The sequence below is a fragment of the Actinomadura meyerae genome, assembly GCF_900188445.1.
Classification (GTDB): Bacteria; Actinomycetota; Actinomycetes; order Streptosporangiales; family Streptosporangiaceae; genus Spirillospora; species Spirillospora meyerae.
Genome location: NZ_FZOR01000068.1, coordinates 18666 through 30712, shown reverse-complemented (window position 1 = coordinate 30712; position 12047 = coordinate 18666). Strand labels below are relative to the sequence as shown.

The 12047-nt window shown below is 71.5% G+C and carries 11 protein-coding genes; 6 read left to right on the top strand and 5 right to left on the bottom strand.

Going from position 1 to position 12047, the window contains the following annotated elements:
• Window positions 1-291 precede the first annotated feature (291 nt).
• Window positions 292-462, top strand: coding sequence for a hypothetical protein (locus CHF16_RS40730; protein ID WP_179271906.1), 171 nt, complete (start codon window positions 292-294; stop codon window positions 460-462).
• Complete coding sequence (locus CHF16_RS37915) at window positions 455-1225, top strand: GNAT family N-acetyltransferase (RefSeq protein WP_089331028.1); 771 nt, start codon at window positions 455-457, stop codon at window positions 1223-1225. The genes CHF16_RS40730 and CHF16_RS37915 overlap by 8 nt, the downstream gene beginning before the upstream one ends.
• 96 nt (window positions 1226-1321) lie before the next feature.
• Here the strand turns inward: CHF16_RS37915 and CHF16_RS37910 are convergent, their stop codons facing one another.
• The gene (locus CHF16_RS37910) at window positions 1322-1900 is read right to left on the bottom strand and encodes a hypothetical protein (protein ID WP_089331027.1); all 579 of its coding nucleotides are present in this window, start codon (window positions 1898-1900) and stop codon (window positions 1322-1324) included.
• Between the two features lie 360 nt (window positions 1901-2260).
• Here CHF16_RS37910 and CHF16_RS37905 point away from each other — a divergent pair, with 360 nt between their 5' ends.
• Both CHF16_RS37905 and CHF16_RS37900 read left to right on the top strand, forming a co-directional pair.
• A complete protein-coding gene (locus CHF16_RS37905; protein WP_245869790.1) occupies window positions 2261-2914 on the top strand; it encodes a DNA-3-methyladenine glycosylase family protein in 654 nt (217 codons plus the stop codon).
• 291 nt (window positions 2915-3205) lie between these two features.
• The gene (locus CHF16_RS37900; RefSeq protein WP_089331026.1) at window positions 3206-4150 is read left to right on the top strand and encodes a LysR family transcriptional regulator; all 945 of its coding nucleotides are present in this window, start codon (window positions 3206-3208) and stop codon (window positions 4148-4150) included.
• A 58-nt stretch (window positions 4151-4208) separates the two neighbouring features.
• Here the strand turns inward: CHF16_RS37900 and CHF16_RS37895 are convergent, their stop codons facing one another.
• The 4 genes from CHF16_RS37895 to cofD all read right to left on the bottom strand — a co-directional run bounded on the left by CHF16_RS37895 (window position 4209) and on the right by cofD (window position 10176).
• The gene (locus CHF16_RS37895; protein WP_143228306.1) at window positions 4209-5174 is read right to left on the bottom strand and encodes a substrate-binding domain-containing protein; all 966 of its coding nucleotides are present in this window, start codon (window positions 5172-5174) and stop codon (window positions 4209-4211) included.
• A 7-nt stretch (window positions 5175-5181) separates the two neighbouring features.
• The gene (locus CHF16_RS37890) at window positions 5182-7731 is read right to left on the bottom strand and encodes a bifunctional FO biosynthesis protein CofGH (RefSeq protein WP_089331024.1); all 2550 of its coding nucleotides are present in this window, start codon (window positions 7729-7731) and stop codon (window positions 5182-5184) included.
• Between the two features lie 193 nt (window positions 7732-7924).
• A complete protein-coding gene (locus CHF16_RS37885) occupies window positions 7925-9211 on the bottom strand; it encodes a coenzyme F420-0:L-glutamate ligase (RefSeq protein ID WP_089331023.1) in 1287 nt (428 codons plus the stop codon).
• Window positions 9208-10176 (bottom strand): 2-phospho-L-lactate transferase, encoded by a 969-nt coding sequence (gene cofD / locus CHF16_RS37880; RefSeq protein WP_089331022.1) that lies wholly within the window; start codon window positions 10174-10176, stop codon window positions 9208-9210. The genes CHF16_RS37885 and cofD overlap by 4 nt, the downstream gene beginning before the upstream one ends.
• Before the next feature lie 159 nt (window positions 10177-10335).
• On the opposite strand from cofD, the gene CHF16_RS40725 reads away from it, so the two are divergent.
• Both CHF16_RS40725 and CHF16_RS37870 read left to right on the top strand, forming a co-directional pair.
• Complete coding sequence (locus tag CHF16_RS40725) at window positions 10336-11277, top strand: hypothetical protein (RefSeq protein ID WP_179271905.1); 942 nt, start codon at window positions 10336-10338, stop codon at window positions 11275-11277.
• Between the two features lie 288 nt (window positions 11278-11565).
• Entirely contained in the window at window positions 11566-11781 is a 216-nt protein-coding gene (locus CHF16_RS37870; RefSeq protein WP_171064042.1) for a WhiB family transcriptional regulator, read from the top strand.
• The last annotated feature ends 266 nt before the right edge of the window (window positions 11782-12047 follow it).

Sequence of the window (12047 nt, the reverse complement as noted above, 5' to 3'; positions counted from 1 at the left end):
TCAACGAACTCGCCGACGCCTACCCAGACCGCATCCAGTAAAGACAACCAGACCCACAACAAGATCATCTTTACACACTTCGAGTTACAGGCTCCCCGAATGTCCGGGTCGGCCCTTGGAACGGATCGAGCGGCAGCTCGTTGACGGCATCCGCTGGCGGGTCTGGGCCGGAACCTCGTGGCAGGACGTTCCGCCTGCTACGGCGCCGGGCCTGACCTGCTCAGTAGGCGTATTCCTCCCGCGCGATCCCGGACCTCTGCGGCGGCGGGACTGCATCGACGGGTTGGCGACATGGAAGGCGACCGTCGCGGCGCCGGACTGCTGGTCCGGGTTCTGACCGTGCGTGAGGAGAAGAACGATCTGGCCATCGTCCCCAACGAAGCTTCGATCGTGGGTGTATCGAGGGTGCGGAAAAGCCGTCGTCGCCCGGACCGCGCGTCATTACTCTCGCCGGATGAGTGAGGATCTTCTGGCCGCCTATGACCGGCATCTGCGCGGAACGGGTGTCCCGGCACTGGGCGCATGGGTCGAGCAGGACGGTCCGCTGCTGCGGGTCGTCGGGGAGCATCGCGGGTTCGTCACCGGCCCGCGCGACCTGTCCGGCCATGATGTCGACGCTCTCATCGCCGCGCAGATCGCCTTCTTCGGCGGCCGCGGTGAGGCCGTGGAGTGGAAGGCTCGTGGGCACGACCTCCCCGATGACCTGCCCGACCGGCTGCGGGCCGCGGGATTCGTCGCCGACCCCACCGAGACGGTCGTCATCGCCGGTATCGCCGACACGCCGACCGCGGCGTCCGCCCCGGATGGCGTGGTGATTCGCCGGGCGGGCCGCGAGGAGATCCCCGCGATCGTGGCGATGGAGTCGCAGGTGTGGGAACGCGACTGCGGCTTCATCGGCGACCACCTGGCCGGCGGCTTGGCCGCCGCTCCCGACCGCCTGGCGATCTTCACCGCCGAAGCCGCCGGCCAGGTCGTCGCCGCGGCCTGGGTGGCGCTCCGCGAGGACGGGGTCTTCGCATCCCTCTGGGGCGGTTCGACGCTGGAGGAGTGGCGAGGCCGAGGCATCTACCGGGCCCTCGTGGCCGTCCGGGCTCGGCTGGCCGCCGAGCGTGGCTACCAATACCTGCAGGTCGACGCCTCCGACGACAGCCGCCCCATCTTGGAGCGTCTCGGCTTCACCGCCATCACCACCACGACTCCCTACATCTGGTCGCCGCCGGCATGATCACCTGTGCACCTGACCTGCTCCTGCCGTCGCTACACGCCATGGTCGGTGGGGCGTGATGTGAGGCGGCTTGGTGGGGTGTCGGTTAGCGTCCGGCTACGGGTGGGTGTCGGGGGCCTGTTCGGTGTGAGGGGCTTTTTGGGCGGTGTTCACTTCTGGGGCGGTGTCAGGCTGCGGGAGTTGTTTTTTCGGTGCTAGGGGTCGCGGCCCTGGTCCGGTACTCACGGAGTGGACGGATGCGCCGGTGGCGGTGACGAAGTCGATGAGCGCCTTGGCCGCCTCCAAGGCATGCTCTCTGGCCTCTTCCAGGGTTTTCGAGTAGTGGATCTCGCCGGTGAGGTCGAAGGCGCGCTGCGCCAGCAGCCGGATGTGCGGGTCGGTGTAGGCGATTCGCACCCCTTTGTAGGCAATGTTGACGGACGTGCGGTCGCGGAAGGACGCCGAGTGCGCCTCGCGTGCGGCCTGGGTGCCGGGTGATTCGAGGCGCAGGCGGATGTAGTCGAGTTCGGCGCGGCGGTAGTGGACGAGCGTATAGGCCAGGGTGTCGCGGGCTTCCGCCAGCCGCTCTTCCTCCAGTCTCCTCTCCGCCCTTCCGGAGAGAAAGGAGGCGACGAAGGCGGATATCAGCAGGCTGAGCATCAGGCCGATGCCGAAGGCAAGCTCGAGGCCGTGCATACGTCCAGTTTGCCTGATGGTGGCACACTGGGCGCGGCAGCGCGCAGTGCGGACGGTCGAGCGGATGGTGGGTGGTCGGTGGCTTCCGGTACGCCGTTCGCGGGTGCGGCCGGGGAGAAGACCGCTGGGCGTCTCCCCGGCCGGGTTCGTGAGTGGCGGCCGCCGTGGCCGCTCGATCTGCATGGGACGGTCTCGCCGCATCAGCGCGGGCCTCATGATCCGGCGTTCCGGGTCGAGGGCGGTGCCGTCTGGCGTGCGTCCCATACGCCTGACGGGCCGGGGACGCTGCGGCTCCGGTGGGTCGGTGACGTCGTCGAGGCTACGGCGTGGGGGCCCGGGGCCGAGTGGTTGCTCGACGGGGTGCCCGAGCTACTCGGTGCCGACGACTCGGCGGACGGGTTCGTTCCTCGGCACGACGTCGTGCGTGAGCAGGCGCGTCTGCGTCCGGGGCTGCGGATCGGGAAGTCGCGGCGGGTCTTCGAGGCGCTCGTGCCGGCCGTCATGGAGCAGAAGGTGCTCGCGCAGGAAGCCTGGCGGGGGTGGGGGTACCTGCTGCGGCGGTTCGGGGTGCCCGCGCCGGGGGCTCCGCACATGCGCGTCCCGCCGCCGCCCGAGGTGTGGGTCCGGATTCCCTCGTGGGAGTGGCACCGGTCCGGGCTGGAGGCCGTCCGCGCCCGGACGATCATCGGGGCCGCGCGGGTCGCGAGGCGGCTGGAGGAGGATCCGGGGGAGGCGCGGCTCAGGTCGCTGCCCGGGATCGGGGTCTGGACGGCCGCCGAGATCCGGCAGCGGGCGGCCGGGGATCCCGACGCCGTCTCCGTGGGCGACTACAACCTGCCCGGCCTGGTCGGCTGGGCGCTGGCGGGCCGCAAGGTGGACGACGCCGGGATGCTCGAACTGCTGGAGCCCTACGCCGGTCATCGGTACCGGGTCACCCGGCTGCTGGAATCGTCCGGGAGGCGCCCGCCGAGGCGCGGCCCCCGGTTGCCCGTCCGGGACTACCGGGCGTTCTGACCGGGTCGGGCGTCGAGCGGCGGCGGAGCCAGAAGTTGTTCGGGGTCCAGTCGAGTCCGTCGCGGCTGTCGGCGCCGAACAGGGGGCCGAGGACGGCGAGGGCGACGATGATGCCGAGCACGTACAGCATGGTCTTCTTCTTCCAGTGGGATCGCTGAAGGGGCGTTCCCGCGCGGGGCGATCGGTGGAGCCGGGGTGTCCGTCTCTTTCCGTCGCACCTTTAGTTTGACTCCGTCCACCGTTCAGGTCCAGCGACCTTTCCTGGAGGGATTGTGTAAGAATCGCTTCACTATGTTGGATCTGGGACGGCTTCGGGTGCTCCGGGAGCTGAAGCTGCGCGGGACGCTCGGGGCCGTCGCGGAGTCCCTCGGGTACACGCCGTCGGCGGTGTCGCAGCAGCTCGCCCAGTTGCAGAAGGACGTCGGTGTGCCGGTGGTGGAGCGGGCCGGGCGGCGGCTGCGGCTGACCACGGCGGGGGAGGTGCTCGCCGAGCACGCCGAGACGCTGCTCGCGCAGGCCAAGCAGGCCGAGGAGGCGACCGTCGCGGCGAGCGGTCGGGTCGCCGGGGTCGTACGGCTCGTCGGGTTCCAGACGGCGCTGCTGCACGTGCTCGCGCCCGCGCTGCCGCGGCTGGCGGAGAAGTACCCGGAGCTGATCGTCGACGTCCTGGACGAGGAGTTCCACCGGGTCCTGCAAGCGCTGGTGCTGCAGGAGATCGACGTGGTGCTGACCGACGAGTACTCGCACCTGCCGAGGCCGCGCAGGCCGGAGCTGACGTCGGAGGTGCTCGTCACGGAGATGATGCGGGTCGCGCTGCCCGAAGGGCACCGGCTGGCGCTGGACGGCGCTCCGGTGCGCATGGCCGACCTGGCCGACTCGCCCTGGGTGACCGGGCACGTCGGGACGAACCACGCCGACCTGCTGGAGCGGACGTGCGTGGAGCTCGGCGGCTTCCGGCCCGACGTGCGGTACCGGTCGAACGACCTGCTGATCATCTTCGCGATGGTCGCGTCGGGCGGCGCGGTGTGCCTGATCCCCGACCTGGCGCTCGCCGAGCGGGAGGAGGGCATCGTGGTCCGGGACGTGGCCGATGCCCCGGTCGACCGCCGCATGGTCATGTGGACACGGGTCGGTGCTGAGGTGCGCCCCTCGGTGCAGGCCGTGCTGGAAGAGCTTCGTAGGTCGGCGGACGAGCTGGTGGCGCGGCGTCCCAGTACCGTCCGCGGCGCGCCCTGAGCCAGGTCTTCCAGGAGGGCCTATGTCTTCCAGGAAAGCCTAGGTCTTCCAGGAGGGCCTAGGTCTTCCAGGACGTGAGCGCTTCCTCGATCTCCTTGCGGGTGGGGAGGCGGAGCGCTTTCGGTGCCTTGTCGGGGACGTTGTACTCGCGTGCGTAGGCGGTGTTCAGGGCGCCGTCCGGTGTGCGGAAGCCCGCGCGTTGGAGGATGTTGCGGGCCGAGCGGGTGCCAAGGGCCGCCTGGAATGCCTCTGCGGCGTCGCGTCGGCGCGGGTCCTTCGTGATGACGGCGTAGGGGTGGTCCAGCATCAGCGTGCCTTCGGTCGGCACGAGGCTGACGACGGGGTTCGGCTGATGGGTCTCGTTATAGGCGACCACGGCCTGCTCTGTGGTGACGGCGAGGGGACGGTTGTATCGCTCGGCCGTCGTCAGGGTGGCCAAGGTCGCCGTTGAGCCGCCGCCCTTCCGGAGGTCGTCGGCCACGTCGGCCTTCTTGTCGACTTGCCGGATCGCGAGCATGGCCACCGTTCCCGTCATGGCGGCGGCTGGGTCGGCCACGGTGCGGGCTATGGGGAGGTCGTGTGTTTTGTCGTTGAGCAGGAGCTTCCAGCTGATGTCGATGCCGGCGCTGTCGAACTCGTCCGCGACTGGACGGGGCGTGGACAACACCACTGGGGTTGTGGCCACCGGGGTACCGGGCGTATCACGGTCCAGCCACAGTGACGACTCTGGTACCCAGGCGTCCGACTGGCCCTTGTAGTCGGCGGGCGCGACCGGGGTGACGCTCGCGTGGACGCAGCGTCCGCCCACGCGGTGCCTCTCCACGTTGAAGCGGGACGCCACGTCCTTCAGCGCGGGCGCCATCTCCGGTTGCGCCGCGACGGTGATGCGGACGTCCGCGCCGGAGCAGGTCGGCGCGGAGAACAGGCCGGACGCCCACAAGCCGCCGCCGGCGCCCGACAGCACCAGCGCCAGAGACGCCCAGAGTGCTGGGCGTCGCCACAGGGGGCGTCCGTCCTCGTCCACGTATCCGTCATACAGGACTGAGCGGCAGCCGCTTCCCGAATTTGCCGATCCCGTCCGTGCGGCGGGCGGCTTCCAGACGTTCGGCCGGCACCTCCCCGTAGAGGGTGGTGCGCTGCTTGGCCGGACGGCCCGCGCGCGCCGCGATCGCCTCCAGTTCGCTGATGGGCTTGAACGAGCCGTTCTCCGACCCCGCCATGCGGCTGATGGTCTCCTCCATCAGCGTCCCGCCGAGGTCGTTCACGCCCCCTTGCAGGACGCGCGTGCACAGCTCGTCCCCCAGCTTCACCCACGACGTCTGGATGTTGGAGATCGCACCGTGCAGCAGGATGCGCGCCAGGGCGTGGACGGCCACGTTCTCCCGGACCGTGGGCCCGGGACGTGCCAGCCCGGCCAGGTAGATGGGCGAGTTGTGGTGGACGAACGGCAGCAGCACGAACTCGCTGAAGCCGCCCGTCCGCTCCTGGATGGACCTCAGCAGCTTGATGTGCGCGACCCAGTGCGACGGCGTGTCCACGTGCCCGTACATCATCGTGGACGTCGTCGGTATGCCGACCTCGTGCGCGGTGGTGACGACCTCGATCCACTGGTCGGTGGGCAGCTTCCCCTTGGTCAGCACCCAGCGGACGTCGTCGTCGAGGATCTCGGCGGCCGTCCCCGGCAGCGAGTCGACCCCGGCCTCCTTCGCGGCCTGGAGCCACTCCCGGATCGACAGGTCGGTCCTGGACGCGCCGTTCACGACCTCCATCGGGCTGTAGGAGTGCAGGTGGATGTCGGGCGCGCGCCGCTTCACCTCCCGCGCGAGGTCGAAGTAGGCGGTGCCGGGCAGGTCGGGGTGGATGCCGCCCTGCATGCAGATCTCGGTGGCGCCCGCCGCCCATGCCTCGTCCACCCGGTCCCCGACCTGCTCCAGGGACAGCGTGTAGGCGTCGGCGTCGGTACGGCGCTGCGCGAACGCGCAGAACCGGCAACCCGTGTAGCAGACGTTGGTGAAGTTGATGTTCCGCGTGACGACGTAGGTGACGTCGTCACCGACCGCGTCGCGCCGCAGGTCGTCGGCGAGGGCGGCGAGGGCGTCCAGTTCGGGTCCCTCTGCGTGCAGGAGGGCGAGCGCCTCATCGTCCGACAGCCCGGCAGGGTCCTGCTCCGCGCGCGCGAGGGCGGTCTTCACGTCGGCGTCGAAGCGCTGGGGGGCGGACATGCGCTCCTTCAGCGCGTCCCAGTCGCCGTAGACCTCGTCGAAGTCGTCCCGCCGGTCGCTGGTGCGGCCGGTCGTGTCGATCGTCGCGTGCAGGTCGGTGCGCCCGGACGCCTCGAAGCCGCCGTCCGGCTCCTGCCAGGGACGCCCTTCGAGGACGGCGTCCTCGCGCGCCAGCCCGGTCGCCGGGTCGGCCAGGGCGGCGACGTGCCCGAGCAGCCGCGGGTCGAGCCACGGCTCGCCGCGCCGCACGTACTCGGGGTAGATCGTCAGCCGCTCGCGGAGCGCGAAGCCCGACTCGGCGGTCCGCTCCGCCAGCTCGTCGATCTGCGGCCAGGGCCGCTCCGGGTTCACGTGGTCGGGGGTCAGCGGCGAGACCCCGCCCCAGTCGTCGATGCCCGCGCGCAGCATCAGCGCGTACTGGTCGGCGACCAGGTTCGGCGGCGCCTGGATGCGCGCCTTCGGCCCGAGCACCAGCCGCGTCACCGCGATCGTCGCGGCCAGCTCCGCCAGCTCCGCGTCCGGGGTGTCGCGCATCTTCGTGTCGGGCTTCGCGCGGAAGTTCTGGACGATGACCTCCTGGATCGCCCCGTACTCGCGCATCGTCCGGCGGATCTCGAAGATGGCGTCCGCGCGCTCCTCGACCGTCTCGCCGATCCCGATCAGGATCCCGGTCGTGAACGGCACGTTCGTGCGGCCCGCGTCCTCCAGGACGCGCAGCCGGACGGCCGGGTCCTTGTCCGGCGACCCGAAGTGCGGGCCGCCGCGCTCGCTGAACAGCCGCGTCGCCGTCGTCTCCAGCATCATGCCCATGGACGGGGCGACCGGCTTGAGCCGCTGGAAGTCGCGCCAGGTCAGCACGCCCGGGTTCAGGTGCGGCAGGAGGCCGGTCTCCTCCAGCACCCGGATCGCCATCGCGCGCACGTACGAGAGCGTGTCGTCGTACCCGTGCGCGTCCAGCCATTCGCGGGCCTGCTTCCACCGGTCCTCGGGGCGGTCCCCGAGCGTGAACAGCGCCTCCTTGCAGCCCATCGCGGCGCCCTGCCGCGCTATCTCCAGCACCTCGTCCGGGCTGAGGTAGGGCGCGTCGAGCCGGTGCGGGACGGTCGCGAACGTGCAGTACCCGCAGCGGTCCCGGCAGAGCCGGGTCAGCGGGATGAACACCTTGCGGCTGTAGGTGATGACGCCCGGACGGCCGGCGGCGTCCAGACCGGCGTCCCGGGTGCGGGCCGCGTAGGAGAGCAGATCGTCGAGCTGCGCCCCGCGGGCCTGCAGCAGTGTGGTGGCCTCGGATCGGTCCAGTGTCTTGCCGTCACGCGCGCGGGCCAGGGCCCGGCGTAGAGCGGAGCTCGTGGCGTCCATGACGGGCACTCTATGCCAATCGTCATAATTTGTATCGCGCCGGGGTCCCGCCGAGGCCGCCGTGGACGACCGCATCCACGCCAGCCCCGGCCGGTCCCGATCTATTCCCGGTCCCCGGACCTCGATGCCCGGCCGTCGGACCCCGACGCCCCGTCAGCGGACCGCCAAGCCCGTCAGCGGACCCAGAAGCCCGTCAGCGGACCTCGATGAACGCCTCGGCGCTGCGCGGCGGGCGCTCGCGCGGCGGGGCGGCGGCGTGCCCGACGCCGACCGCGCCCATCGGGTCCCACTCGTCCGGCAGGTCGAGGACGTCCCGGACGACGTCGCGGCAGAACATCGTGCTCGACACCCAGCACGAGCCGAGCCCCTCGACCGCAAGCGCGACCAGCAGGTTCTCCACCCCGGCGCCGGTCGCCACGACGAACATCTCCCGCTCGGCGCGCGCGCGGCGCTCGTCCGGGTAGTCGTGCGAGCCGTCCATGACCAGGCACGGCACGATCAGGTACGGCGCCCGCCGGAGCACCTCGCCGCGGCGCAGCCGCTTGGCGATCGACTCCGCGGAGAAGCCGTCCCGGCGCAGGTCGGCCTCCCACGCGTCGCGCATCGCGTCCAGCAGCCGCGTCCGCGACTCCGCCGACTCCAGCAGGACGAACCGCCACGGCGTCGTGTGGTGCGGCGCCGGCGCGGTGATCGCGGCGTCGACCGCGCGGCGCACCGCCGCCGGGTCGACCGGCTCGGCGGTGAACTCGCGGATCGTGCGGCGCGCGCGCAGCACGTCCGCCGACCCGAACCTGAACATGTCCTCGTCCGGGGGACGCACCAGCGCCCGCGCGCCCGGCCCGTCCCCGGCCGTGACCAGTTCGGACAGCCCGCGCACGACCGCGATCGGCACGCCGTCGAGCTTGCCCTTGACCAGCTCGCCCGCGGCGGCGATCTCGTCGGCCACGGCGGTGATCGTCGCGTCGAGCCGGTTGCCGTGGGCGTCCCGCCGGCCGCGCAGGTCGGCGAGCGGCTCCAGCCCGGCGACGCCGATGGCCGCGTCGGTCAGCCCGTTGCGCCACGGCCGCCCGAGCGTGTCGGAGACGATGACGGCGACGTCGGCGCCGGTCCGCTCCCGGATCCCGGCCCGGATGCGCCGCGCCGACGCGTCGGGGTCCTCCGGCAGCAGCAGCACCGTCCCCGGCCGGGTGTTGGACGCGTCCACGCCGGCCGCGGCGAGCACGAGGCCCTGCCGCGTCTCCACGATCCGCGTCTCGCCCCGCGCGTGCGTGCGCCGCGCGACCACCCGCACGGTCTCGGCGTCGATGGCCTTCTCCCGGTCGTCCGCGACCAGGACCCGGCCCTCCGCCTTGCTCACGATCTTGGACGTGACGACGAGCACGTCCCCGTCCCGCACCGCGTCCGCCGGGACGAGCGCGGCGATGTCGTCGCCCTCGGCGACCTCCGGCAGCCCCGGGACGCCGAAAACCTCGAGCCTCACTCGGCGTCCTCCGCCCGCTTCTGCTCCGTCGCCTTCAGCTCCATCGCCAGGTCGACGGCCGCGCGCGCGATCGCGGCGGTCGCCGCGGCGTCGCTCATCAGCAGCGGACGGGACCGCACGTCGATCCCCTCGACCCGGACGTCCGCGTCCGCCTCGTCGACGAGCCAGCCGTCCAGCAGCCCGAGCCCGTACAGCTCGGCGACCGCCCGCGCCGACGTCTCGACGCCGATCGCGGTCAGGCACGCGTCGGCCATGCCCCGCACCGGCGCCCCGCCGATGATCGGGGAGACGCCGACCACGGTCTTCGCGGCCACGGCGTCCCGGATGCCGGGCACCGCCAGGATCGTCCCGATGCTCACCACGGGGTTGGACGGCGGGAACAGCACCGCGTCGGCGGCCTCGATCGCGGCGAGCACGCCGGGCGCCGGCTTGGCGTCCTCCGCGCCCACCGCCGCGATCGACAGGGCCGGGACCGACGCCCGCAGCCGCACCCACCACTCCTGGAAGTGGACGGCCCGCCGGCCTTTCTCGTCCTCGATGACCACATGGGTCTCGACCTGGTCGTCGGTCATCGGAATCAGCCGGACGCCCGGATTCCACCGGTCGCACAGCGCCTCGGTGACCGCCGACAGCTTGTAGCCCGCTTCGAGCATTTGCGTCCGGACGATATGGGTCGCGAAATCGCGGTCGCCGAGCCCGAACCAGGCCGGGCCGACGCCATAGGCGGCCAGTTCCTCCTTGACGGTGAACGTCTCGTCCGACCGGCCCCAGCCCTGCTCCTCGTTGATGCCGCCGCCGAGCGTGTACATCACGGTGTCCAGGTCAGGACACACCCGCAGCCCGAACAGCGAGATGTCGTCCCCGGTATTGCCGATGACGGTGACCTCGGCCTCCGGAACCGCCTCCCGCAGGCCGCGCAGGAACCGGGCTCCGCCGATCCCGCCCGCCAGACACACGATCTTCATAATCCAACCCTACGGGGCGCCGTCCGCGCCCGGAGATCTGCACCGGAAGGGGCCGGGCGCGGATCCGGCGGTCCGCGCCGCGGGTGCGGGTCGCCCCTCCGGACGAGTCTGTGCAAAGCTTTGCCGTGTAATGGATTGCCTCAGTCTGGAGAATTCACCGTGAACAAGGAAGCCGTCCAGCGCCTGCGCGAACCGGCCGCCTGGGTACTGCTCGCCGCGGCGGGACTGCACTTGCTCGCGGGGCTGATCTCCCTTCTCGGCGGCGACGGGACCTTCACCGGCCGCGCGCTCGGCGAGACGGCCGGCGGGACGTTCCTGCAGATCGTCCTCGTCGGGATCCTCGTCCTCGCCGTCCTGCTGGTCACCTGGGGAGAGACCCAGACCCCGCAGGCCAGGACGATCACCATGGGGGCGCTCGGCGTCCTCGGCGGCATCGCCCTGTTCGGCGTCATCTCGTGGCTCAGCGGGATGCTCGCCGACTCGGAGTACACCTCCGCGGTGACGAAGCTCTCCGCCTTCCTGGAGGGCGCCGGCAAGCTCGCCGTCGTCGGAGTGGGCGGCTGGTTCGTCTTCACCGTGTTCCAGGGGATGCAGCCCGCGCGCCCGAAGGCCCAGCCGCAGATGCAGCAGGGCTACCCCGACTTCGGGTACCAGCAGGGCCAGCAGCCTGGCCAGCAGGGTCAGCAGCAGTTCGGCCAGCAGCAGCAGTACGGCCAGCAGGAGTACCAGCAGCAGGGCTACGAGCAGCAGTACGGCCAGCAGCAGTACCAGCAGTACGGGCAGCAGCCGGGCGCCGAGGGCCAGCAGGCCGGGCAGCAGTACGGGCAGCAGCAGTACGGCCAGCAGGGCTACGGCCAGCAGGGCTACGACCAGGCCGGCCAGCAGTACGGCACCCAGGGCGGCTACCAGGCCGGCCAGCAGCAGGGCCAGCAGGGCCAGAGCCAGCAGCCCGCCGCCGACGAGGAGATGGGCGAGTGGACGCGCGCCTACGGCGGCTCCGGCGGCGACCAGGGCCCGCAGGGCACCCAGCCCGCGCCCCCGCAGAGCGGCGAGCAGGGCGGCGACTGGTACCGGGACAACCGGCCCCCGCCGCCGCAGTGACCCGGGGAAGTATCTCCGGCGCGCAAGCGCGGCGGTGACCGCCCGATTAACTGATCTTCAGCCAAAGGTCAGCGAGCCCATCCCGGCATAAGCCGTTTTGTCGCCCAGGAAAGCTCTCCGGCTTGACGGGGCAGTCGCTACACGCGTGTAATTTCGTCCGTGTAGTTTCAATGCCTTCTCGGGGGAAGGAACCGGAGGGAAGGCATTGACCAGGGGGTTCCACGGGCAGGGAGGTGCGCTGTGAGCGAGGTGGTCATCCCGCTGGCGCACGGCACAGACGGCGAAGAGATGGGCTGGCAGGAGCGCGCCCTGTGCGCGCAGACGGACCCGGAGGCGTTCTTTCCGGAGAAGGGCGGCTCCACTCGCGAGGCCAAGAAGGTGTGCCGGGCATGCGAGGTGCGTACGGAGTGCCTGGAGTACGCGCTGCAGCACGATGAACGTTTCGGCATCTGGGGAGGCCTCTCCGAGCGGGAGCGGCGCAAGCTGAAGCGCCAGGCCGTCTAGCGGGCGTCCAGGCCGTCCGGGCCGTTCCGGTGCCGGGCCGTCCACGCGGGCGGCCGGGCGCTCCGGGGCGCGCTCCGCGGCGGCGGGACGCCCCGGGCCGCCCGCATCGCCCGCACCGGATCTCGGGGGAACCGGGGCGTGCGCCGGGCGGTCGCCGTACAGTTATCAGCCGTGCCGGCCCCGGTCGGCACGGCTGACGCGTTTCCCACCGAGTTGTTCCAGCACGACCCCGTTCCACCACGACCCTGTTCGATCACGACCCTTGT